The organism is Streptomyces cyaneofuscatus (assembly GCF_033109485.1).
Lineage (GTDB): Bacteria > Actinomycetota > Actinomycetes > Streptomycetales > Streptomycetaceae > Streptomyces > Streptomyces cyaneofuscatus.
Map to the genome: position 1 here is coordinate 4,603,538 of NZ_CP137002.1, position 24,013 is coordinate 4,627,550.

Sequence of the window (24,013 nt, forward strand, 5' to 3'; positions counted from 1 at the left end):
ATCCGGACGGATGTCGGCAGTTGGAATGAGCTGTCCCGTCCTGCGGGACTAGCATGCGGAAGGACTGGGAGGGGACCGACCCCTCACTGACCGACCGCTCTGAGGAGCGATTAACGATGTTCGAGAGGTTCACCGACCGCGCGCGGCGGGTTGTCGTCCTGGCTCAGGAAGAAGCCCGGATGCTCAACCACAACTACATCGGCACCGAGCACATCCTCCTGGGCCTGATCCATGAGGGTGAGGGTGTCGCCGCTAAGGCCCTGGAGAGCCTCGGGATTTCGCTCGAGGCGGTCCGCCAGCAGGTGGAGGAGATCATCGGGCAGGGCCAGCAGGCTCCGTCCGGGCACATCCCCTTCACCCCGCGAGCCAAGAAGGTCCTGGAGCTGTCGCTCCGCGAGGCCCTTCAGCTGGGCCACAACTACATCGGCACCGAGCACATCCTGCTCGGCCTGATCCGCGAGGGCGAGGGCGTCGCCGCCCAGGTTCTCGTGAAGCTGGGCGCCGACCTGAACCGGGTCCGGCAGCAGGTCATCCAGCTGCTTTCGGGCTACTCGGGCGGCAAGGAGACGGCGGCCGCGGGCGGCCCCGCGGAGGGCACGCCCTCCACCTCCCTGGTGCTCGACCAGTTCGGCCGGAACCTCACCCAGGCCGCTCGTGAATCCAAGCTCGACCCGGTCATCGGGCGCGAGAAGGAGATCGAGCGGGTCATGCAGGTGCTGTCCCGCCGGACCAAGAACAACCCGGTCCTCATCGGCGAGCCCGGCGTCGGCAAGACGGCGGTCGTCGAGGGCCTGGCCCAGGCGATCGTCAAGGGCGAGGTGCCCGAGACCCTCAAGGACAAGCACCTCTACACCCTGGACCTCGGCGCCCTGGTCGCCGGTTCGCGGTACCGGGGTGACTTCGAGGAGCGCCTGAAGAAGGTCCTCAAGGAGATCCGCACCCGCGGCGACATCATCCTGTTCATCGACGAGCTCCACACGCTCGTGGGTGCGGGTGCCGCCGAGGGCGCCATCGACGCGGCTTCGATCCTGAAGCCCATGCTGGCCCGCGGTGAGCTCCAGACCATCGGTGCCACCACGCTCGACGAGTACCGCAAGCACCTGGAGAAGGACGCGGCCCTCGAGCGCCGCTTCCAGCCCATCCAGGTCGCGGAACCGTCGCTGCCGCACACCATCGAGATCCTGAAGGGCCTGCGCGACCGTTACGAGGCCCACCACCGGGTCTCCATCACGGACGAGGCCCTCGTCCAGGCCGCGACCCTGGCCGACCGGTACATCTCGGACCGCTTCCTGCCGGACAAGGCCATCGACCTGATCGACGAGGCCGGCTCCCGGATGCGCATCCGCCGGATGACCGCGCCGCCGGACCTCCGCGAGTTCGACGAGAAGATCGCGGGCGTGCGTCGCGACAAGGAGTCGGCCATCGACTCCCAGGACTTCGAGAAGGCGGCTTCCCTCCGCGACAAGGAGAAGCAGCTGCTGGCGGCGAAGGCCAAGCGCGAGAAGGAGTGGAAGGCCGGCGACATGGACGTCGTCGCCGAGGTCGACGGCGAGCTCATCGCCGAAGTCCTGGCCACGGCCACCGGTATCCCGGTCTTCAAGCTGACGGAGGAGGAGTCCTCTCGTCTGCTGCGCATGGAGGACGAGCTCCACAAGCGCGTCATCGGCCAGAAGGACGCCATCAAGGCCCTCTCGCAGGCGATCCGCCGTACGCGAGCCGGTCTGAAGGACCCCAAGCGCCCCGGTGGCTCGTTCATCTTCGCCGGCCCGTCCGGTGTCGGTAAGACGGAGCTCTCCAAGACGCTCGCCGAATTCCTCTTCGGCGACGAGGACGCGCTGATCTCCCTCGACATGTCGGAGTTCAGCGAGAAGCACACGGTTTCCCGCCTCTTCGGTTCGCCCCCCGGTTACGTGGGCTACGAAGAGGGCGGCCAGCTCACCGAGAAGGTGCGCCGCAAGCCGTTCTCCGTCGTCCTCTTCGACGAGGTCGAGAAGGCCCACCCCGATATCTTCAATTCCCTGCTCCAGATCCTGGAGGACGGTCGCCTGACCGACTCCCAGGGCCGGGTCGTGGACTTCAAGAACACGGTCATCATCATGACGACCAACCTCGGGACCCGGGACATCTCCAAGGGCTTCAACCTGGGCTTCGCCGCCCAGGGCGACGTCAAGACGAACTACGAGCGGATGAAGGTCAAGGTCAACGAAGAGCTCAAGCAGCACTTCCGGCCGGAATTCCTCAACCGTGTCGACGACACGGTCGTCTTCCACCAGCTGACCGAGGAAGACATCATCCAGATCGTCGACCTCATGCTCGCCAAGGTGGACGAGCGGCTCAAGGACCGCGACATGGGCATCGAGCTCAGTGGCGAGGCCAAGACGCTGCTCGCGAAGAAGGGCTACGACCCGGTGATGGGCGCCCGGCCGCTGCGCCGGACGATCCAGCGCCAGATCGAGGACGTCCTCTCCGAGAAGATCCTCTTCGGCGAACTGCGCCCCGGCCACATCGTGGTCGTCGGCACGGAGGGCGAGGGGGACGACAAGACGTTCACCTTCCGCGGCGAGGAGAAGTCGGCTCTGCCCGACGTCCCCCCGATCGAGCAGGCGGCAGGCGGCGCCGGCCCGAATCTGACGAAGGACGCGTGACACCCGTATAGGGCGTCACTGAAGGGGCTGCCCCGGAATCGGCTTCACGGCCGGGTCCGGGGCAGCCCCTTTTTCCGTGCGTCAGCCGGGAGGGGCATGGAGCCGGTCGCCCAGCTCCGGCGCGCCGATCAGACGCTGCCCGGGCAACCCGGTGACCAGCACTCGCAGGCCCGGCCAGGAGTGCAGCGGCGTGAGATCCAGTACGCGCAGGGCGGAGGCGTCCAGTCTGAGACGGGTGACCCCGGGGAAGAGCGGTCGCAGCATCCCGAGGTCACCGGCGTGGTCAGGGGCCGGTACGAACAGCTCCTCAACGGTGGGAGCGGACACGGGGCGGGTCGGCCGGTGTGCCCAGGGGAAGGCGGTGAGGCGGAGGTCGGTGATCCGGGAATGCTCCCGCAGCGCGTCGAGTGCGTCGTCGAACGCGGCGAGTTCCGAGACCTCCAGCTCCCTGAGCGACTTCCAGGCACCGAGTCCGTCCAGGGCCAGTGGACGCCGGTTGGTCACCGTCAGGCTCGTGACACCGGGGTTGGCCGCTATCTCGCTCAACCGGTCCGCCTCAAGGTGCCGCAGCCCGAGGTGGGACAGGGCGGGCAGATCCGCCAGCGGAGCCAGGTCGGCCGGGAGCGTCCCCTGGGTGTTCAGAACCAGTCCTCTCAGCCGGTGGAGCCCGGCGAGAGGCGTGAAGTCCCGGAGCGTCGGGCACCATCCGAGGTCCAATTCCGACAGGGAGCCCGCGAAGGCGCTCAGGAACGAGAGCCCGGCGAGGCGTTCGGCCCTCCTCAGGAACAACACTCCGAGCCGGATCCCCATCAGAGCCGTACCGATCTCCGCATCCGTCAGATCCAGGCGCAGGGACAGCGTCGGAACATACGGAAGGTGACGCAGCGCCCTCAACTGCCGCCGGTCACTCACCGCGAGGACCGTGTCCCGGAGGTCGCAGTGCGTCAGTACCTCGGTGGCGTACTCCTCGGGCGGAAAACGTTCCCACGCGCCCGCGAAGAACCGGCCCAGCTCCGGGCGCGCCAGCGCCCAGGCGCGGGCATGGGGGATCGCGGAGGCTCCCCCGATGCCGGTGATCAAGGTGGCCACGAGCCGGGGATCCGGCTCGGTCTCGGGCATCGCGCGCGGATCGGGTACAAAGGCCAGCGCTGCCGGACCGAGCCGGGCCAGGGCGGTCACCTGGTCGTCGCTGACCGGCGGGAAGAGCGCCGCCGTACTCACCCGGACGCCCGCCCGTACCGCGTCGTCCAGCCAGGTCGCGTGCTGGGCACACAGGGCGGCCAGAACGTGGACGGTGGTACGCGCCGCCGATCGGTCCCGACGCCGCAGACCCGCGTCGAGCAGACCGCGTACGAGCAGGGCGAGTTCCCGCCGCCCGCAGTGTCCCGCGGCCAACAGGATCACGTCCTGCCAGGTCTCCTCCTCCGCGTGGCGCAGCAGTTCGTTGAGGTGGTCGTCCTCGATGAACTCCTTGGCCGCCAGGTAGTCCTGGAAGGTGCGGTGGATGAACTGGTAGGTGTCATCGGTGCGTTCCTGGAGCAGACCGCTGCGGTTGAGCAGGTGCGTGAGGATCTTCCCGGGCGGGCCCTGGGCGCTCACCCGCTCCATCCCCGTCAGCGCCCGGCCGAGCTGGCGCAGCGCTTGCTCCCGCGTGAACTCCGACTGGCCCTCGCGGACCAGCCAGACAGCGATGCGCTGGAGGAGCTGGGTGTGCTCCTCGACGCTCAGGTCGATGCCCTCGGGGTCGCCGATCCGGCGGCGGCGGTCACGGTGGCCGAGGAGCATCTCCAGCGCCGAGCGGTACAGACTCCACCGGGTCTCCGGGAGGAAGCCGTCGCGGCGGCGGTGCAGGGCGCAGATCACCGCGCAGAGCAGGGGCGTACGGGCCAGGTCACGGAGCGTGGGGTTCTGGTCGAACTGGAGGGCGAGGTCGCGTTCCAGCTCGTCCAGGCGGTCGGCGTCGTCCTCCTCGGACAGCCGGGCGGCCCGGTGCCAGGAGGCCACGAAGGCCTGGATGTCCTCGTTCCGCATCGGCAGCAGGCGTAACTCCGCGAAGCCTTCCGAGCGCAGCCAGTCCGGTTCCACGGCCAGCGGCCGTACGGTCGCCACGCACCGGGTCTGCGGGTAGCGCCGCAGCAGTTGCGACAGCCAGTCGTGCGCCTGTTCCCGGTCCTCCGGCGGCACCTCGTCCAGCCCGTCCACCAGCAGCAGCGCCCGCCCGGACTCCAGAACGCGCCCCGCCCACCCCTCCGGCGCCGCGTCGACCACCAGTCCCGCCGCGCCGGCCAGCTGCGCCGGACCCGGGAACCCGCCGCCGCGTGCCCGCAGGGTGCGCAGCGGCACCACGAACGGGACCAGGCCGTTCAGCGGGGCCAGGTCGTCGTCCAGGGTGCGGGCGGACGCGTGGGCGGCCAGCCACCACAGCAGGGTCGTCTTGCCCGCGCCCGCCTCGCCGCGCAGCAGGACCCGGGGGCGGTCGGCGAGGAGGGTGTCGATGCGCTGGGGGAGGGGCGGAGCTTGTGCGGACCGGTCCTGTGCCTGCGCCTGGGCCTCCAGGCTGAGGTAGGCCGTGTCCAGGTCCCATTCGGAGTCGTGCCGGCTCAGTTCGTCCAAGCCGAAGATCTTCGTACGGCGGTACGCGACGCCCAGCGCCTGCGCGTACTCCGCTTCGTATCGCAGGTCTTCGGGGAAGCTGCCATGGACGCGTTCGAGGCGCAGCTCGATGCCGGCCCTGTCCAGCACCCGTGCGCAGAGGTCCGAGGCGCGGGCCGGGGAGAGCGGCACGCACTCGATGCGGCGGTCCGCGCCCTGCTGCGGAACCTGCCGGGCGACGCCCAGGAGCACGCCCCCGGCGAAGACCGGTCCACCGGAGAGTCCGAACAGTGCTGCGGGTTTGCCGTCAGGGCGGGCGGGTGGCGGGCTGTCCAGGTCGCAGACCAGCAGGTCACGCACCCGGCCGGCCATGGGCAGGACCGTCGCCGTGTACTGGTCCGCCTCCAGCCGCTGGTCGGGGCCGTAGCGCTGCCTGCGCGGGAAGCCGATGATCTCGCACCCGGGGATCACCTGGCGGGTGTCCACCGCGCCGAGCCGTATCGGGGGCACCTGCTGCACCGGTTCGCGGGCCTCCAGCAGTGCCACGTCCAGCTGGGTGTCGGCCCAGGCGACGGTGGCCCGTACTTTGTCCGGGCGCGCGGGGTGGGCGATGAGGACAGACCCGGATGCGACCACATGGGCGCACGTCAGAACCAGCTGGTCGGTGAGCAGGACGCCGCTGCCCTGGCGGTCGGCGGAGGAGACGACCACCGTACGGTCGGCCGGGGACAGGGAGCGCGTGTACGGGCGGCCCCCGGCGTTCACGGCGTCCCCGCCCCGCCACCGAACCCCGCCGTGGACCCGTCGTCCTCCGTCCCGATCGCCCACGCCTCCCCGGTCACCGCGTTCCGCGGGCTCAGCGTGAAGGCCACCTTGTGCGTGCGGCCCGTCGCCCGGGACGCGTCCGCGCCCGCCTCGACCACCCAGGCCTTCACCTTGCCGCCCGCCTTGGCCTCCTTGCGGAGTTCGAGGGTGAACTCCATCTGGATGTCCCCGACCGCGAAGGCCAGCGGCCGGCCCACGGCCCGGGCCGCCGCCTCCTCCAGCTGGTTGCGGACGGATTCGACGGCATCGGCGAGCTCGATGCCGTCCAGGTCATGGGTGTTCTCGGCCGTCATGGTGGTCCCCCCGGGGCGTGGATCCGCTTTCCCGTCAGCGTAGTGATGTAGCAGGCCGAAGGTCCCGAATCGGAAGGACTTAGGTCCCACCGGCGGTGACAAGGCGCACAGGCCGAAACAGGCCTACTACCCGTACTAGGAGATGGCGCCAGGAGCGGTGGAGGGACCTTCGGCCCGGCAGGGGGAGTTCCCGTCCACTCGATGGGCGATACAGCCCGTTCGCGGCGCCATGTCCGGAAAAGTGCCCCCAGAACAGCGTTTAAACCCCCTTCGAGTGAGGGATTTCGTCGCCCGGTCCCGGCTCCCGAAGTGGGGCAACCGCGACGAATTCCCGGCCCCCCTTCTACGGCTTTTCTTCGTAGATGGGGTGTTTGAGCATCGGCTGGGGTGCGGGTTACCAAGGTTGAGCAAGCCCGGACAGCACGCCGGGTCCACTCACCTTCGGAGGACTTCACCGTATGAAGCGCGCAACGAACCAGCACACCATCCGCCCGTCCGCCTCCCGCGTCCGTGGCGCCGTCCTGGCCGCCGGCCTGGGAGCGTCCGTGGTGCTGGGTGCAGGCTCGGCGTTCGCGGCCGGCAACGCCGACGCTGCCGCCGCTCCCCTCGCCGCGGGCACCACCGCCCAGTCGGTCGCCCAGCAGGCGACCGCGCAGAGCAAGGCTGCCGAGACGGCCAAGAAGACGGCGGCGCAGAAGGCCGCGGACGCGAAGAAGAAGGCCGAGGACAAGAAGAAGGCGGCCAAGAAGAACGCCGCCTCCTGGAAGGCCCCGGTCAAGAAGTACACGCTGACCGCCAGCTACGGCACCGGTGGCGCCCGCTGGGCCGCCAAGCACTCCGGCCAGGACTTCGCCGTGCCGATCGGCACCCCGGTCACCGCCGCCCACACCGGCACCGTCGTGAAGGCCGGCCCGAACGGCGCCGGTGACGGCCCCGCGTACGGCAACGCCATCGTGATCAAGCACTCCAACGGCAAGTACTCGCAGTACGCGCACCTGTCGAAGGTCAACGTGAAGATCGGCGAGAAGGTCACCACGGGCGAGAAGATCGCCCTGTCCGGCAACACCGGCAACTCCAGCGGCCCGCACCTGCACTTCGAGATCCGCACCAGCCCGAACTACGGCTCGGCGCTGAACCCGGCCCAGTTCCTCCGCTCGGTGCACGTCTCCATCTGATCCGGCCGGCGTAACCGCGCGGACCTGCCGGGGAGACCCGGCGGCCGCGCAGCACAACCGAAGAGAGTTCAGTGGACCCGTTACACCCCGGTACCCGGGGCGTGCGCCCGGGTCACCCGATCGACGGCGACGTCGAGGACAGCCTCACGGCTCACTCCTCGGGGTCGCCGTCGGCGTTCCCCCGAAGACCGGCAAGCAGCCTCAGCCCTGCGGCTGCCGCTCGTCCGCCGTCCGCAGCATCGGGAAGCTCCCCGTCGCCGTCGGCGCGTGCTCCGGCAGCCACAGCACCGCGATCGCCCCGCCCGTGCCCTCCGCCGCCCCCACGGGCGCCGCGTTCCGGAAGGTCAGCCGGGCCCCCAGCACCCTCGCCTGGCCCGCCGCGATCGTCAGGCCCAGACCGTGTCCGTGCCCGGCCCGGTCCATGGAGCCCGTACGGAACCGGCTCGGCCCGTCCCGCAGCAGCTCCTCCGGGAACCCCGGACCGTGGTCCCGGACCCGTACCACCCGGCCCTCGACCGTGACCTCCACCGGGGTGGAGCCGTGCTTGGCGGCGTTGCCGAGGAGATTGCCGAGGATCCGCTCCAGGCGGCGGGGGTCGGTGGAGACCCAGGACTCGTGCACCACCTGCACGGTCACATCCGGGTCCAGCAGCCCGATCCGCCGGCTGACGAACTCGCCGAGCGGCAGCTCCTGGAGTTCGGCCCGCTCCGACGCGCTGTCCAGCCGGGCCACCTCCAGCACGTCCTCGACCAGCGTCCGCATCGCCTGGGCCCGGTCCCGTACCAGCTCGGTCGGGCGGCCCGGCGGCAGCAGCTCGGCGGCCGTGAGCAGCCCGGTCACCGGCGTACGCAGCTCGTGGGCGATGTCCGCGGTGACCCGGCGCTCCGCCTCGATCCGCTCGTTCAGCGCGTCGGTCAGCGCGTCGACCGCCCGCGCCAGCTCGTCCGTCTCGTCCCGGACGACCCCGCCGACGGCCTCCCGGACCCGTACGTCGGTGTGGCCCTCGGCGACCCGGCCCGCCGCGGCCGCTGCCTTGCGCAGCCGGCGCGAGAGCTGGCCGCCGATGAGGACGCCGAGCGCGCAGCCGCCGAAGACGACCGAGACCGAGCCGATGATCAGCGCCCGGTCCAGATCGTCCATGATCGTCGCGGACCGGTCCGCGAACCGGGTGTGCAGCGAGAGCACGTCCCCGTTGGCCAGCGGAACGGCCGCCCAGACATCGGGCACCCCGTCGGAGGTCTCCGCCACATGGGTGGCCCGCCGGTTCTTGCGGACCTCGTCGCGCAGGCTCGGCGGGATCGCCGGGTCGTTCAGCTTCGCCCCGAACTTGGGCCCGCCCTTCTGCATGCTCGTCGCCTCGTAGAACCGCTGCGCGCCCAGCAGCCGCTCCAGCTGCACCTCGCGGGCGTTCTCGATCATCGAGACCCGGGCCGCGTTGTGCACGACGAGGCTCAGCGCCACCGCGATGAGCGCGCCGACCGCGGCGATGGCGATGCTGATCTTCCAGCGGACCCCGGTCCGCAGCGCCAGTCGCTTCATGGTCGTGTCACCGGCCGTCCCGCCCCCGACCGCCTCATCCGCGCAGCTTGTAGCCGAAGCCGCGGACCGTCTCGATCCGGTCCTGGCCGATCTTGGTGCGCAGCCGCTGGACGTGGACGTCCACGACCCGGGTGTCGCCGCCCCAGCCGTAGTCCCAGACCCGCTCCAGGAGCTTGTCGCGGGAGAGTACGGTGCCGGGCGCGGAGGAGAACTCCAGCAGCAGCCGCATCTCCGTGGGCGTCAGCGCCACCTGCTCACCGCCGCGCCGCACCTCCATGCCGTCCGTGTCGACCTCCAGGTCGCCGAAGGCCAGCACCCCGCCGAGCCCCTCGGCCTCCCCCTCCGTACCGCCCTGGCCCGTGCCTTCAGGGCCGGCCGCGTGGCCGAAGCGGCGCAGGACGGCCCGGATGCGGGCGACCAGGACGGCGCCGTCGAAGGGCTTGGTGACGTAGTCGTCCGCGCCGGCCTCCAGGCCGAGTACCACGTCGATCGAGTCGGCCCGCGCGGAGAGCATGATCACGGGCACGGTCGACTCGTCCCGGATGCGGCGGCACAGGCTCACCCCGTCGAGCCCCGGCACCATCACGTCGAGCAGCGCGATGTCCGGCCGGTCGGCCCGGAAGGCCTCCAGGCCGGAGAGGCCGTCAGGCATCGCGGTGACGGTGAAGCCGACCCGCTCCAGGGCGAGCTGGGTGGCCTCGCGGATGACATCGTCGTCCTCGACGAAGAGGACGTGGGTCTCGGCCATGGAGGTCGTCTCTCGCTTTCAGTTCCCGCTCGGATCGGCCGGTTCCACCGGTTCCGCCTGCGTGGGGGCCTCGATGTCGCCGCCGTCGACGGCACGGCTGAAGTCGTTGTGCACCCGGTCGTGCTCGGTGAAGCGCCCGTCGGCCCAACGGTAGGTGACCACCTCGGAGCCGGACGGATAGGCCAGCGGGTCCTTCGATCCGTAGACCTGGGTCGTCACCACGAGGTCGCCCCGGTCGATGGTTCCGTAGACGGCGGGGACCTCGGCCATGAAGACGTTCTCGTACGAGCCGTCCTCGCGGGCCCGGTAGACGTACGTCCCCATCCCCACCGAGTCGGCGCAGCTCATCACGTTGACCACGACATCGGCGGACGGGCCGCCGGTCATGGAGCCGTAGGAGGTGTCGACCGGGTAGGCCTTCCCTGCACAGGGCCGGAGCCCCTCCCGGACCCGCTCGCTCACGGTCGGGTCGCCCTTGAGCAGGGCCACGGCGTTGACGCGCCGGGTGGGCGGGGTCGTGCCGGAGATGGTGGGCTGCGGGGAGACCTGGACGACCGGCTGCGTGCCGGCGGGGCCCTCGTCGCGGGTGCCGGTGCCGCCGGTGGCGCAGCCGACGCAGAACAGGCCGAAGGCGGCGAGTCCGGCCAGGGCCGTACCACTCGCCGCCATACCTGCCCGGAACCCGCGGTTCCGGCGGGGTCTCCCGGAGGGGGCACCGTCGTCGGTGCCCGTCTGAGAACCCCGGCCCCGGCTTCCGCCCGGGCTCTCGCCGCCGTTCCCGCCCCGGCTTCCGTCGCCGTTCCGGCTGCCGTTCCCGTTGCCGTCGCTGCTGGCTGTCAGGCCGCGCACCGCTCCCGCCCCCGCTCGTCGTGACGCCCGTCGTGCCGCGCCGCTGTGTGTCCCCGCGCCGCCGTGACGGAGGTGACCTTCGCCGGGGCGGCGGCCCTCGTCCGCTGGGCCGGGACCCGGCCGGTGGCCGCGGGCGCCGCGCTGCGGACACTCCCGGCCGACTGCCGTCCCCCGGTCTCCCGGACGCCTTCGGCCGACCGCCGGCTCCCGGTCTCCCGGACGCCTTCGGTCTGCCGGTGGTTCCCGGTCTCGCGGGCGCTTCCGGCCGGCCGCTGTCCCCCGGTCTCCCGGGCGACCGCCTCGCGGCTCGTCAGCTCCCGGCTCTCCAGCTCCTGCCGCAGCCGCGCCAGCGCCCGGTGCAGCGTGCTCTTGACCGTACCGGCCGACATGCCGAGCGCCGCGGCCGTCTCCTCCGTGCTCATCTGCTCCCAGTGTCGCAGCACGACGACGCTGCGCTGCTTCGGAGCCAGGATCCCGAGGATGTCCATCAGCAGGGCCCGGTCCGCGCGCTGCTCACTGCCGTCGTCCACGCTCGCGTCGGGCAGCTGCTCGGTGGGCACCTCTTCGAGCTTGCGCGCCCGCCACCACTCCGTACGGGTGTTGATCATGACGCGGCGCAGATAGGCGTCGGCGAGGGACTTGTCGGCGATGCCGTCCCAGCGCCCGTACGTCCGCACCAGCGCGGTCTGGAGAAGGTCCTGGGCGTCGACGGGGTCGGGGACCAGGCGCCGTGCGCTGCGCAGCAGCGCCTCCTGCCGTGTGCGTACGTAGTCCTCGAATGCGAGCACCTCGCCCTGCGCCATGACAACCGCCTCCGTCCCCGTGAATCCCCGTGTACTGCTGTCGGAGACGCTACGGAGGCGTTGTCACGAGGTTGTGCGGAGCAGCCGTACGCCGACGCACGGCTGCCCATCGGTTGTGTAACAGCGCCGGGCGAGGTGCCGAGAGCCGCTTACGTCAGCGGCAGCCGGTACCGGCCGTCCGCCAGCGGTTCGACGAGCCCGTCGGCCACCAGCCCGTCCAGCGCCCGGGCCCGCTGCACCGGCTCCTCCCACACCGCGTCCAGAGCGGCTTGCGGTACGGGAGTGAGCGCGTCCCGCAACACCGCGAGCAGCCGGCCCCGCACCTGCCGGTCGGTCCCCGCGTACGTCTGCCCCTTGCGCGGCGGCCCCTCGTGCGCGGGCTTCCCGGCCAGCCGCCACGCGCACTGCGAGGCGATCGGGCAGCGCTCACAGCTCTCGTTGCGCGCGGTGCACACGAGCGCGCCCAGCTCCATCGTGGCCGCCGCCCACCGGGCCGCGCGCTCGTCCTCGTCCGGCAGCAGGGCGCGGGCGAGCTTGCGCTCGGCGGCGGTGGTCGCGTTCGGCGGGTACTGGATGCCGTTCGCGGCGCGGGCGAACACCCGGCGGACGTTCGTGTCGAGCACCGCGTGCCGCTGTCCGTACGCGAACGAGGCCACGGCTGCCGCCGTGTACTCGCCGATCCCGGGGAGCGCCAGCAGCTGGCCGTGCTCGCTCGGTACGTCGCCGCCGTGCCGTTCCGTTATCGCCTGCGCGGCCCCGTGCAGCCGCAGCGCGCGGCGGGGGTAGCCGAGCCGGCCCCAGGCGCGGACCGCTTCCCCGGGCGCCTCGGCGGCCAGGTCGGCGGGGCGGGGCCAGCGGGCGAGCCACTGCTCGTACACCGGGAGGACCCGGCTCACCGGGGTCTGCTGGAGCATGAACTCGCTGACCATCACCCCCCAGGCGCCCGCTTCGGGGCGGCGCCAGGGGAGATCGCGGGCGTGCTGCTCGAACCACCCGATGACGGGGGTGTGGAGGGAGGCGGCGGTGGGGGGCGTCTGGGGGGAAGTCGAAGTCATGGCAGTCATGGCACTGACGATCCTGGCACGGAAGGCGGGAGCGGTGTCACGGGTGCGGGGGTGTCGGCCCGCGCGGCGGCCCCGGCGGGTGCGAACGCCACCCGTTCTGTCCCCTGTGACCGGGTCCGGCGACCCGCCTCCGTGATGATCATCGGCAAAACTTGATGATGATCGGCAAAACTTGTGACCGGAGCGGCGGGTGGGGCCTGAGACGGCCCGGATCTCTCGTACAGTTTGGCCCGTGGGATCTATGCGCAATCCGGTCGGTCCGCTTCCCTCCAGCATCTACTGGCGCCGAAGGGCGGTAGCGGGGCTTCTGGTTGCGCTGCTCGCGGTGCTGATCGCCTGGGCGGTCACCACCACCGGCTCCAACGGGACCAAGGACGACGGCAAGCCCGGCGGCTCCGACCCGGTCGAGTCGATCACCCCGGGCCCGGGCAGCTCCGGCCCGGCGATCAGCCAACAGCCGGGCGGCCGCGACGAGTCGGACGGCGGATCCGACGGTTCGGGCGGTTCGGGTGGCTCCGACGGCTCGAACGGCGAGAGCGGCTCCGGCGGCGACACGGGCGCGGGCTCGGGCGGCGGTTCGGAATCCGACGGTACGTCAACAGGCGGCGCAGACACGGCCGGTACGGGCGGCGGAGGCACGGGCTCCGGCGGCTCGACGGCGGGCCGGCAGGTCCCGGCGAACTCCCCGCTCCCCGCATGCAAGCCCGGCGCACTGGAGTTGACCCTGCGCACGAAGGTCAGTTACGGCCCCGACGACCGGCCCGAGTTCGAGATCATCGCCCGGAACACCTCGTCGGCGACCTGCAAGGCGGACCTCGGACCGAAGAACGTGGTGCTGACGGTCACCGAGGCGAGCGCGGAGAGCGACGACGCGATCTGGTCCTCGAAGGACTGCCCCTCGACTGAGGGCCCGCTCTTCCTCCAGATCCCGGCGGGCGCGACGATCGTGCACACGGTGGACTGGAACCGCGCCCGCTCGGCCCCGAACTGCGCGACCCCGCCGCCCGGCAAGGCCGCCCCCGGCACGTACCTGCTGGAGGCCAAAGCCCCCGACACCCCGATCCGCCGAGCCTCCTTCGTCCTGAAGAAGGACTAGCCCTTTTCAGCCCGTCCGGCGCCCCTTCCAGCCCGTCCGGCGTCACCCACTAAGCCCGTCCGGCGTTTGAGGACGGAACCCTGGGCGGGGTGGGCGGTACGCAAAGAAGGTCACCCGGGCGCGTGAGTGCGACGCCCGTCCACGGAAACGGTTCCGTCCTCAAACGCCGGACGGGCTGGAATGGCGCGGCCCCAACTCAGACGTACCGCTCCAGGATCGACGACTCCGCCAGCCGCGACAGCCCCTCCCGCACGCTCCGCGCCCGGGCCTCGCCCACCCCGTCCACCGTCTGGAGATCGTCCACGCTCGCAGCAAGAAGCTTCTGCAGGCCCCCGAAGTGCTCCACCAGCCGCTCGATGATCGCCCCCGGCAGCCTCGGCACCTTCGCCAGCAGCCGGAAGCCCCGCGGCGAGACCGCCGAGTCCAGCGTCTCCGGCGAGCCGCTGTACCCCAGCGCCCGCGCCACCACCGGCAGCTCCAGCAGCTCCGTGTGGCTCAGCGCGTCCAGCTCCGTCAGCGCCTCCGCCACCGTGCGTGACCGTTTCGCCGTCGGCTCGGGCACATAGTCCCGGACCACCAGCTCCCGCTCCGGCTCCACGCCCGCGATCAGCTCGTCCAGCTGGAGCGACAGGAGCCGTCCGTCGGTGCCGAGCTCGACCACGTACTCCGCGATCTCGGTCGCGATCCGCCGCACCATCTCCAGACGCTGCGCCACCGCCGTCACGTCCCGGACGGTGACCAGGTCCTCGATCTCCAGCGCGGAGAGCGTGCCGGCCACCTCGTCCAGGCGGAGCTTGTACCGCTCCAGCGTGGCGAGCGCCTGGTTGGCCCGGGACAGGATCGCGGAGGACTCCTCCAGGACCCGCCGCTCCCCGTCCACGTACAGCGCGATCAGGCGCATGGACTGGGAGACCGAGACGACGGGGAAGCCGCACGCCTTGGAGACCCGGTCCGCCGTGCGGTGCCGGGTCCCCGTCTCCTCCGTGTGGATCGAGGCGTCCGGGACCAGCTGCACGCCGGCCCGCAGGATCTTGGTCATGTCCTTGTCGAGGATCAGAGCCCCGTCGAGCTTGCACAGCTCGCGCAGTCGGGTCGCGGTGAACTCCACGTCCAGCACGAACCCGCCGGTACACATCGATTCGACGGTCTTGTCCATGCCCAGGACGATCAGCCCGCCGGTGTTGCCCCGGAGAATGCGCTCCAGGCCGTCCCGCAGGGCCATTCCGGGCGCGACCGCGCTCAGCGAGGCGCGCATCAGCGCCTCGTTACCGGTGCCTTGGCCGGACTTTCCGGGCGTCGTCGCCCGGTCGTTGGCTGCCACTGCACTCCTCCGGTCGACAGGTTTGCGGTGCCCTGGCCGTCCCCCGTGCCGTGTCCACGGGCGGGCGAGACCAGGGCAAAGTCTACCGGCGCGCGTTCTCTTCCTGACGAGGCTGCGGCGCCTCTTGGCGAGACCGGCGCGGGAGGACCCGCAGAGCATCCCCCATGTCGGCGACTTCTGTGACCTTCATACCCGAAGGAACCCTGCCCGGGTCGGTCGGTACCAAGGCGTGGGTGAAGCCGAGACGGTGTGCCTCGGCCAGTCTCCGCTGGACCCCGGTGACCCTTCTGACCTCGCCCGCGAGCCCCACCTCACCGATCGCGACCAGGTTCTTCGGGAGCGGGGTGTCGCTGGCGGCACTGGCCAGCGCGAGCGCGATCGCGAGGTCGGCCGCCGGCTCGGTGAGCTTCACGCCGCCGACCGTCGCGCTGTAGATGTCCCGCTTGCCGAGCGCGCTGATCCGGCCGCGCTGCTCCAGCACGGCGAGCATCATCGAGACCCGGGAGGTCTCCAGACCGGAGGTGGTGCGCCGGGGTGAAGGGATCTGGGAGTCGACCGTGAGCGCCTGCACCTCCGCGACCAGGGGCCGCTTGCCCTCCAGCGTCACCGTCAGGCAGGTGCCCGGGACGGCGACGTCGCGCCGGGTCAGGAAGAGCCCCGAGGGGTCGGCGAGGCCGGTGATGCCCTCGTCGTGCAGCTCGAAGCAGCCGACCTCGTCGGTCGCCCCGTAACGGTTCTTGACGCCGCGCACCAGGCGGAGCCGGGCGTGGCGGTCGCCCTCGAAGGAGAGCACCACGTCGACCAGGTGCTCCAGCAGCCGGGGCCCGGCGATCGCGCCGTCCTTCGTGACGTGGCCGACGAGCAGCGTGGCCATCCCGCGCTCCTTGGAGGCCCGGATCAGCGCCCCGGCGACCTCCCGGACCTGGGCCATCCCGCCGGGCGCGCCGTCGATCTCCGGCGAGGCGACGGTCTGCACCGAGTCCAGGATCAGTAGGGACGGCTTGACCGCGTCCAGATGCCCGAGCACCGCCGACAGGTCGGTCTCCGCCGCGAGGTAGAGGTGGTCGTTGATCGCCTTGATCCGGTCGGCCCGGAGCCGGACCTGGCTCGCGGACTCCTCGGCGGTCACATAGAGCGTGCGGTGGTCGTCGCTCGCCGCCTTGGCCGCCACGTCCAGCAGCAGCGTCGACTTGCCGACGCCCGGCTCGCCCGCCAGCAGCACGACGGCCCCGGGCACGAGCCCGCCGCCCAGCACCCGGTCCAGCTCACCGACGCCGGTCGAGCGCGCGGTGGCCTGGCGGCTGTCGACCTGGCCGATCGGCAGCGCGGCGGTGGAGACCCGGCCGGCCGCGGTGGTGCGCACGGCGGGGGCGCCGCCGAACTCCTCGACCGTCCCCCACGCCTGGCACTCGGGGCAACGGCCGAGCCATTTGGCGGTGGTCCAGCCGCATTCGGTACAGCGGTAGGACGGCCGGTCCTTCGCGGATTTCGTACGGGCAGCCATGGCGTCACCGTATAGGTGGGGTCTGACAGCGCCGCCCGCGCAGGGGGCGCGGGGAGCCCTTCCGCACAGAGGGCGCACGGAAGCACGACGCACGGATCCCGTGATCCCCGGCCACGGAATCCATGATTTCGAGGGATACGTTCACCCGTAAGGATTAAATGTGCTCAAGGGGCGCCAAGGGGACGTACTCCTCTGCCTACGGTCGCCGGGTGACGAGCAGCAGGATGCAGGCCCCCACGCACACCACCGGCGCACACCGGGCGCACCGGCGAGCACCTCACGCCTCGGCCCACCGACCGGCCGCACGTTACGAGCCGCACCTCGACGGACTCTTCACCTACTGCCTCTCCGTGCTCTGCGACCACGACGCCGCGACCGAGGCGCTCGGTGAGGTCCTGGCGATCGCGGACCGGCACGGAGCCCGGTGCCCCGAGGCCGAGGAGGAACGTCAATCCTGGCTCTACGCCCTGGCCCGCTGGACCTGCCTGCGTACGCTCACCGAGCGCAGACGCGGCCGCCAGGCCCACCGCAGGACCGCTCCGGCGCCGACCACCTCCCAGGACCGGCCGACCGCCTCCCAGGGCCAGGAGAACGCGCCCGGCGAGGGCGCGCACCTCACCCCGGAGGACGCCACCACCCCCGCCCCCGCCGAGTCCCCGGCCGCCGAGGCCCGCAGGCGGGAGCTCGCCACCCTCGCCTGGCCGGAGGCCGCCGGCACCACCCCGGAGCAGCGCGAAGCGCTCGAACTGGCCGTACGCCACCGGCTCACCCCCCGCGCCGTCGCCTCCGTGCTCGGCCTGGAGCCGGTCACCGCCCGAGAGCTGCTCGCGGCCGCGGCCTGCGAGGTCGAGCGCACCCGCGCCGCGCTCGCCGTCGTGGAGACCGCCGGATGCCCCACCGTCGCCCGGCTCACCGGCGACCACCAGGTGCTCCTCTCCGCCGCCCTCCGCCGCGAGCTGGTCCGCCACGTCGACGACTGCCCGCGCTGTCGCCGCGCCGCCGAACGGGTCGACGCGGCCGGACCCTGGCCCGGCGCCACCGTCGCCCCGGCCACCGCCCGCCTGCCGCTCGTCGAGGCCCCCCGCCCCTCCGTGCACGTCGCCCTCGCCCAGGCCCGCCGCTCCCGCTCGGGCGGCCCGCGCTTCGGCCGCACCGGCTACCCGCTGGACCCCAAGGACCACGCCGCCCGCCGGGACCGGCTGCGCGCCCGGGTCGTGACGACGACGGTGGTCGCCACCGTGGTCGCCGCCCCGGTGATCGCCCTGTGGGCGGCGTACCGGGGAGCCCCGCTCACCGGCGAAGGCCACGACGGCTCCAAGGTCACCGCCACCGAGATCGAGGGTGCGGGCGAGCGGACCGACGACCCCGGGACCGAGTACGAGAAGGCGGGCAACACCCGCGCCGGCGACCGGCGCGGCGTCCACCCCCCGGACATCACGGCCGAGGTCGTCCCCAGCGGCGGCGACCGGGAGGGCGCGGGCCGCCTGACGGTCGCCGTCCGGACCTCCGGCGCGCTCACGGCGATCACGCTGACCGCCTCCGCCCGGGGCCCGGTCGACTGGACGGCCACCACGGACGCGCGGTGGCTGCGCCTGAGCCGTACGGCGGGCACCCTCGCGGCCGGGAAGTCCGCCACCGTCACGGTCGCGGTGAACCACGCGGCGGCCCCGCGCTCCCCGTGGCGCGCCCGGATCGCGCTGGACCCGTCGGGCTCCGCCGTGATCATCGACGGGCGCGGCGCCACCGCCCCGCCCACAGGGAACGCCCCCGGCCCGACGCGCCCGGCCCCCGGCTCACCGGACCCCACGGACGGGACCGGCCCGCGCCCGACCGATCCGGGGCCGACCAATCCGGGCCCAGGCCCGAGCCCCACCGATCCCGGCCCGAGCGACCCGGGCCCGACCGATCCGGGCCCCGGCCCCACCGACCCGGGCCCCACGGAACCGACCCCCACCGACCCGGCCCCGACCGACCCCACGGACCCGCCGGACCCGGACCCCACGGACCCGCCCCCGACCGACCCCGCACCGAGCGACCCGACCCCGACGGAGTGAAGGCCCCCGAGAGCTACTTACCGGCCGCCGGCGGGGGCCGCCGTCAGACCTGCGGGTCCGCCGGATGCGGCGCCATCGGCAGCAGCGAGGACAGCCGCTCCTCGCACAGCTCGACCAGCCGGTCGTAGCCCTCCTTGCCCATCAGCTCGATCAGCTCCGGCCGATAGGTCACGTACACCGGGTCTCCGGCCCCGTGCGCGGACGTCGCCGAGGTGCACCACCAGTGCAGGTCATGGCCGCCCGGGCCCCACCCCCGGCGGTCGTACTCACCGATCGTCACCTGGAGCACCCGGGTGTCGTCGGGCCGGTCGATCCAGTCGTACGTACGCCGTACCGGCAGCTGCCAGCACACGTCCGGCTTGGTCTCCAGCGGCTCCTTGCCCTCGCGCAGCGCCAGGATGTGCAGCGAGCAGCCCGCCCCGGCGGCGAACCCCGGCCGGTTCTGGAAGATGCAGGACCCCTCCCAGCGGCGCGTCTGCCGCTCGCCGTCCTCGTCGAGGCCGACCCAGCCCGTCTCCGTACCGACGTCGTGGAACTGCCACAGCTCAGGGGTGAGCCGCGCCACGTTCTCGGCGACCCGCTTCTCGTCGTCCTCGTCGGAGAAGTGCGCGCCCAGCGTGCAGCAGCCGTCGTCGGCGCGGCCCGCCTGGATGCCCTGGCAGCCGCTGCCGAAGATGCAGGTCCAGCGGGAGGTCAGCCAGGTCAGATCGCAGCGGAAGACCTGCTCGTCATCGCCGGGGTCGGGGAACTCCACCCAGGCCCGCGCGAAGTCGATGCCCTTCTCGTCGGACGGGTCCGGTCCGTTCGCCTCCGGACGTGACGTCTGCTTGTTCGACTTCGGCTTCTTCGTGGCTTTGTCCTGCTTAGCCTTTTTCGTCTTTGGCACGCGCCCAGAGTAAGTCCGATGGAGCAGTAGCGTTCCCGTATGAGACTCGGAGTCCTCGACGTGGGATCGAACACGGTGCACCTGCTGGTGGTCGACGCCCACCCCGGCGCCCGCCCGCTGCCCGCGCACTCGCACAAGGCGGAGCTTCGCCTCGCCGAACTGCTCGACGGGACCGGTGCGATCGGCCCGCTCGGCGTGGACCGGCTGGTGGCGACGATCGCCGGGGCGGTCCAGGCGGCCGAGGACAAGGGGTGCGAGGACGTGCTGCCGTTCGCCACCTCAGCGGTGCGCGAGGCGACCAACGCGGACGAGGTCCTGGAGCGCGTACGGGTCGAGACCGGTGTCGACCTCGCCGTCCTCAGCGGCGCGGAGGAGGCCCGGCTGACCTTCCTGGCCGCCCGCCGCTGGTTCGGTTGGTCGGCCGGGAAGCTGCTGATGCTGGACATCGGCGGGGGCTCGCTGGAGATCGCCTTCGGGATCGACGAGGAGCCGGACACCGCCGTCTCCCTGCCGCTCGGCGCGGGCCGCCTCACCGGCGCCTGGCTCACGGAGGACCCGGCCGACCCGGAGCAGGTGCGGGCGCTACGCCGCCATGTGCGGGCCAGCATCGCGCGGACGGTGGGCGAGTTCAGCCGGGCCGGCCGCCCGGACCACGTCGTCGCCACCTCCAAGACGTTCAAGCAGCTCGCCCGGATCGCCGGCGCCGCCCGCTCCACCGAGGGCCTCTACGTCCAGCGCTGCCTCAGCCGCAGCGCCCTGGAGGAGTGGGTCCCCAAGCTCGCGTCGATGACCGTCGAGGAGCGCGGCCGCCTCCCCGGCGTCTCCGAGGGCCGGGCCGCCCAGCTGCTCGCCGGGGCGCTGGTGGCGGAGGGCGCAATGGACCTGTTCGGCGTGGAGGAGCTGGAGATCTGTCCCTGGGCGCTCCGCGAGGGCGTCATCCTGCGCCGCCTGGACCACCTCCCGGTGGAGCGGGCCGCGCTGCCGGGGTGACGGACGACGGAAGGGGTGGTGACGTACGGTCACCGGCCCATGGCCCTGATCACTTTCCGCCAGGGCCCCTCGGCGCCGCGCACCACTGCCCGTACGCTGTCCAGGTGGCAGAACCAGTGGTGCGCATCCCCGATGCGAAGGTCGCCCTGTCAACGGCCTCGGTCTACCCCGAGTCCACCGCGACGGCCTTCGAGATCGCCGCGCGTCTGGGGTACGACGGCGTCGAGGTCATGGTCTGGACCGACCCCGTCAGCCAGGACATCGAGGCCCTGCGGCGGCTCTCCGACTACCACCAGGTCCCGATCCTGGCGGTCCACGCGCCCTGCCTCCTGATCACCCAGCGCGTCTGGTCCACCGACCCGTGGGTCAAGCTCCAGCGGGCGAAGGCCGCCGCCGAGAAGCTGGGCGCCTCCACCGTCGTGGTGCACCCGCCGTTCCGGTGGCAGCGCAACTATGCCAAGGACTTCGTGACCGGGATCTGGCGGATGGCCGACGAGACGGATGTCCGGTTCGCCGTCGAGAACATGTACCCGTGGCGCTACCGGGACCGCGAGATGCTCGCGTACGCCCCCGACTGGGACGTCACCAACGACGACTACCGGCACTTCACGGTCGACCTCTCGCACACCGCGACCGCCCGCACCGACAGCCTCGCCATGGTGGACCGGATGGGCGACCGGCTCGCCCACGTCCACCTGGCCGACGGCAAGGGCTCGGCGAAGGACGAGCACCTGGTGCCCGGCCGGGGCGACCAGCCGTGCGCGGAGCTGCTGGAGCGCCTCGCCCGAACGTCGTTCGACGGCCATGTCGTCATCGAGGTCAACACCCGCCGCGCGATGTCCTCCGCCGAACGCGAGGCCGACCTCGCCGAGGCCCTGGCCTTCACCCGCCTCCACCTCGCCTCGGCCCCCACGGGCCCCGCCACCACGGACCCGGCCCCTGAGGCACGCCGCCCGTGACCGAGGACGCGCCCGCCCCCCGGCGCCGGGGCCGCCCCTCCCGCCAGGCCGCCGCCGAAGGCCCCGACGCCCGTACGCGGATCCTCCAGGCGGCCCGTACCGAGTTCGCCGAGCGCGGCTACGACAAGACCTCGATCCGCCAGGTCGCCAAGGCAGCCGGGGTCGACGCGGCCCTCGTCCACCACTACTTCGGTACGAAGGACGAGGTCTTCGCGGCCGCCGTCGAGCTCTCCTTCGAACCGGCTCTCGTCATCCCCGCGGTCCTCGGCGGCCCCCCGGAGGGCCTGGGGGAGCGGCTGGCCCGCTACTTCCTCTCCGTATGGGAGAACCCGGCCACCCGCGCCCCGCTCCTGGCGGTCCTGCGCTCGGCGCTCACCCACGAGGCGGCGGCGAAGGTGCTGCGCGGCTTCGTCCTGCGGCGGCTGCTGGAACGGATCGCGGCCGACCTCGACGTCCCCGACGCCACCTTCCGCGCGGAGCTCGCCGCCTCGCACATGATCGGCATCGCGATGCTGCGGTACGTGATCCGCGCCGAGCCGCTCGCCTCGGCCGACCCGGAGGACATCGTCGCGATGGTCGCTCCGACGCTCCAGAGATACTTGACGGAGAGCTGACGGCACACGGCGCGGCACGGCGTGGCACGCGGCGCATCACACGGTGCCTGCCCACGTACCGACCACCACATCCCGCATTCCGGACAGCCTGTCCAGATCTTGGATTCGGGGCGTACGCTCGAAGACAGTCTTCCTGTAACTGTCGGAGGCAGCACCCCTGCCGAAGGAGCGAGCGACGATGCCCCAGCTGAGGTCCCGCACGGTCACCCACGGACGCAACATGGCGGGCGCGCGCGCCCTTATGCGCGCGTCGGGCGTAGCGAGCGCGGACATCGGCAAGCCGATCATCGCGGTCGCCAACTCGTTCACCGAGTTCGTCCCCGGCCACACCCACCTCGCCCCGGTCGGCCGGATCGTCTCCGAGGCGATCCTGGCGGCGGGCGCGGTCCCGCGTGAGTTCAACACCATCGCCGTGGACGACGGCATCGCGATGGGCCACGGCGGCATGCTCTACAGCCTGCCCTCGCGCGACCTGATCGCCGACTCCGTCGAGTACATGGTCGAGGCGCACTGCGCGGACGCGCTGATCTGCATCTCCAACTGCGACAAGATCACCCCGGGCATGCTGATGGCCGCGATGCGCCTCAACATCCCGACCGTCTTCGTCTCCGGCGGCCCGATGGAGGCCGGCAAGGCGACGCTCGTCGACGGCACGGTGCGAAAACTCGACCTGGTCAACGCGATCAGCGACGCGGTCGACGAGTCGATCTCGGACGAGGACATCCTCCGTATCGAGGAGAACGCCTGCCCCACCTGCGGCAGCTGTTCCGGCATGTTCACCGCCAACTCCATGAACTGCCTGACCGAGGTCCTCGGCCTCTCCCTCCCCGGCAACGGCTCGGTCCTCGCCACGCACACCGCCCGCAGGGCGCTGTACGAGGACGCCGGCCGCACGGTCGTCGAGATCACCAAGCGGTACTACGAGCAGGACGACGAGACGGTCCTGCCGCGCTCCATCGGCACCCGCGCCGCGTTCGACAACGCCATGGCGCTGGACATCGCGATGGGCGGCTCGACCAACACGATCCTCCACCTGCTGGCCGCCGCCGAGGAGGCGCAGCTGGCGTACAACCTGGACGACATCAACGAGGTCTCGCGCCGGGTCCCGTGCCTGTCCAAGGTCGCCCCGAACGTGGCCCCCGGCGGTACGTACTACATGGAGGACGTCCACCGCGCCGGCGGTATCCCCGCCCTCCTCGGCGAGCTGCACCGAGGCGGACTGCTCAACGAGGACGTGCACTCGGTCCACTCCGACACCCTCGCCGAGTGGCTGAAGAACTGGGACGTGCGCGGCGGCTCCCCGTCCCCCGAGGCCGTCGAGCTGTGGCACGCCGCCCCCGGCTGCGTCCGCTCCGCGACCGCCTTCTCCCAGTCGGAGCGGTGGGACACCCTCGACCTGGACGCGGCGGGCGGCTGCATCCGCGATGTCGAGCACGCCTACTCCAAGGACGGCGGCCTCGCCGTCCTCAAGGGCAACCTCGCCGTGGACGGCTGCGTCGTGAAGACGGCCGGCGTCGACGAGTCGATCTGGACCTTCGAGGGCCCGGCCGTCGTCTGCGAGTCCCAGGAGGAGGCCGTCGACAAGATCCTCCGCAAGGAGATCAAGGCGGGCGACGTCGTCGTCATCCGCTACGAGGGCCCGCGCGGCGGCCCCGGCATGCAGGAGATGCTCTACCCCACGTCCTTCCTCAAGGGCCGGGGCCTGGGCAAGGTCTGCGCCCTGGTCACCGACGGCCGCTTCTCCGGCGGCACATCGGGCCTCTCCATCGGCCACGCCTCACCCGAGGCGGCCTCCGGCGGCACGATCGCCCTCGTCGAGGACGGCGACCGCATCCGCATCGACATCCCGAACCGCTCGATCGAGCTGCTGGTGGACGACGCCGAACTGGCGGTTCGCCGGGAGGCCCTGAACGGCGTGTACGCGCCCAAGAACCGCGAACGCAAGGTCTCGGCAGCCCTGCGCGCCTACGCGGCGATGGCGACGAGCGCGGACAGGGGCGCAGTCAGGGACGTCTCGAAGCTGAGCTGACCCTTCTCCAGCCCCTCCGGCGTTTGA

18 protein-coding genes are annotated in these 24,013 nt (G+C 72.1%); 8 read left to right on the plus strand and 10 right to left on the minus strand.

All coding sequences use genetic code 11. From position 1 onward, the window contains the following. The first annotated feature begins 116 nt into the window (after positions 1 to 116). Positions 117 to 2,645 carry an ATP-dependent Clp protease ATP-binding subunit gene (locus tag R2B67_RS20370; protein ID WP_006125502.1) on the plus strand — a complete coding sequence of 843 codons (2,529 nt, stop codon included), beginning with the start codon at positions 117 to 119 and terminating at the stop codon, positions 2,643 to 2,645. An 81-nt stretch (positions 2,646 to 2,726) separates the two neighbouring features. Here R2B67_RS20370 and R2B67_RS20375 read toward each other — a convergent pair whose 3' ends face one another. Beyond that, on the minus strand, positions 2,727 to 6,002 hold the full coding sequence (locus R2B67_RS20375; RefSeq protein ID WP_317820034.1) for an NACHT domain-containing protein: 3,276 nt from the start codon (positions 6,000 to 6,002) through the stop codon (positions 2,727 to 2,729). Then, entirely contained in the window at positions 5,999 to 6,355 is a 357-nt protein-coding gene (locus tag R2B67_RS20380) for a trypco2 family protein (RefSeq protein ID WP_317820035.1), read from the minus strand. Before R2B67_RS20380 ends, R2B67_RS20375 begins: the two co-directional genes overlap by 4 nt. A 458-nt stretch (positions 6,356 to 6,813) precedes the next feature. On the opposite strand from R2B67_RS20380, the gene R2B67_RS20385 reads away from it, so the two are divergent. Further along, the gene (locus tag R2B67_RS20385; protein WP_237326525.1) at positions 6,814 to 7,530 is read left to right on the plus strand and encodes a M23 family metallopeptidase; all 717 of its coding nucleotides are present in this window, start codon (positions 6,814 to 6,816) and stop codon (positions 7,528 to 7,530) included. Between the two features lie 201 nt (positions 7,531 to 7,731). On the opposite strand, the gene cseC is transcribed toward R2B67_RS20385, so the two are convergent. The 5 genes from cseC to R2B67_RS20410 form a co-directional block, all read right to left on the minus strand. Then, positions 7,732 to 9,069, minus strand: coding sequence for a two-component system sensor histidine kinase CseC (gene cseC / locus R2B67_RS20390; RefSeq protein ID WP_018514343.1), 1,338 nt, complete (start codon positions 9,067 to 9,069; stop codon positions 7,732 to 7,734). Positions 9,070 to 9,103: 34 nt separating this feature from the next. Beyond that, entirely contained in the window at positions 9,104 to 9,817 is a 714-nt protein-coding gene (cseB, locus tag R2B67_RS20395) for a two-component system response regulator CseB (protein ID WP_018514344.1), read from the minus strand. An 18-nt stretch (positions 9,818 to 9,835) separates the two neighbouring features. Continuing rightward, complete coding sequence (locus tag R2B67_RS20400; RefSeq protein ID WP_317820038.1) at positions 9,836 to 10,486, minus strand: hypothetical protein; 651 nt, start codon at positions 10,484 to 10,486, stop codon at positions 9,836 to 9,838. A gap of 167 nt (positions 10,487 to 10,653) precedes the next feature. Further along, positions 10,654 to 11,469 carry a SigE family RNA polymerase sigma factor gene (locus R2B67_RS20405; protein ID WP_317820040.1) on the minus strand — a complete coding sequence of 272 codons (816 nt, stop codon included), beginning with the start codon at positions 11,467 to 11,469 and terminating at the stop codon, positions 10,654 to 10,656. Positions 11,470 to 11,618: 149 nt separating this feature from the next. Further along, positions 11,619 to 12,533 carry an iron-sulfur binding domain-containing protein gene (locus R2B67_RS20410; protein ID WP_317820041.1) on the minus strand — a complete coding sequence of 305 codons (915 nt, stop codon included), beginning with the start codon at positions 12,531 to 12,533 and terminating at the stop codon, positions 11,619 to 11,621. Between the two features lie 325 nt (positions 12,534 to 12,858). On the opposite strand from R2B67_RS20410, the gene R2B67_RS20415 reads away from it, so the two are divergent. Further along, entirely contained in the window at positions 12,859 to 13,629 is a 771-nt protein-coding gene (locus R2B67_RS20415) for a hypothetical protein (RefSeq protein ID WP_317824919.1), read from the plus strand. Positions 13,630 to 13,825: 196 nt separating this feature from the next. On the opposite strand, the gene disA is transcribed toward R2B67_RS20415, so the two are convergent. Then, entirely contained in the window at positions 13,826 to 14,950 is a 1,125-nt protein-coding gene (disA, locus tag R2B67_RS20420; RefSeq protein ID WP_003968311.1) for a DNA integrity scanning diadenylate cyclase DisA, read from the minus strand. A gap of 82 nt (positions 14,951 to 15,032) precedes the next feature. Next, positions 15,033 to 16,454, minus strand: coding sequence for a DNA repair protein RadA (gene radA, locus R2B67_RS20425; protein WP_317820043.1), 1,422 nt, complete (start codon positions 16,452 to 16,454; stop codon positions 15,033 to 15,035). Between the two features lie 209 nt (positions 16,455 to 16,663). Here radA and R2B67_RS20430 point away from each other — a divergent pair, with 209 nt between their 5' ends. Continuing rightward, positions 16,664 to 18,508, plus strand: coding sequence for an RNA polymerase sigma factor (locus tag R2B67_RS20430; RefSeq protein ID WP_455679975.1), 1,845 nt, complete (start codon positions 16,664 to 16,666; stop codon positions 18,506 to 18,508). A gap of 43 nt (positions 18,509 to 18,551) precedes the next feature. Here R2B67_RS20430 and R2B67_RS20435 read toward each other — a convergent pair whose 3' ends face one another. Next, on the minus strand, positions 18,552 to 19,394 hold the full coding sequence (locus tag R2B67_RS20435; protein WP_317820046.1) for a DUF3109 family protein: 843 nt from the start codon (positions 19,392 to 19,394) through the stop codon (positions 18,552 to 18,554). 39 nt (positions 19,395 to 19,433) lie between these two features. On the opposite strand from R2B67_RS20435, the gene R2B67_RS20440 reads away from it, so the two are divergent. The 4 genes from R2B67_RS20440 to ilvD all read left to right on the plus strand — a co-directional run bounded on the left by R2B67_RS20440 (position 19,434) and on the right by ilvD (position 23,986). Then, a complete protein-coding gene (locus tag R2B67_RS20440; protein WP_317820047.1) occupies positions 19,434 to 20,384 on the plus strand; it encodes a Ppx/GppA family phosphatase in 951 nt (316 codons plus the stop codon). Between the two features lie 116 nt (positions 20,385 to 20,500). Continuing rightward, on the plus strand, positions 20,501 to 21,343 hold the full coding sequence (locus tag R2B67_RS20445) for a sugar phosphate isomerase/epimerase family protein (RefSeq protein WP_018514353.1): 843 nt from the start codon (positions 20,501 to 20,503) through the stop codon (positions 21,341 to 21,343). Beyond that, the gene (locus R2B67_RS20450) at positions 21,340 to 21,957 is read left to right on the plus strand and encodes a TetR/AcrR family transcriptional regulator (protein ID WP_073874325.1); all 618 of its coding nucleotides are present in this window, start codon (positions 21,340 to 21,342) and stop codon (positions 21,955 to 21,957) included. The genes R2B67_RS20445 and R2B67_RS20450 overlap by 4 nt, the downstream gene beginning before the upstream one ends. Before the next feature lie 178 nt (positions 21,958 to 22,135). Beyond that, positions 22,136 to 23,986 carry a dihydroxy-acid dehydratase gene (ilvD, locus tag R2B67_RS20455; protein WP_317820048.1) on the plus strand — a complete coding sequence of 617 codons (1,851 nt, stop codon included), beginning with the start codon at positions 22,136 to 22,138 and terminating at the stop codon, positions 23,984 to 23,986. The last annotated feature ends 27 nt before the right edge of the window (positions 23,987 to 24,013 follow it).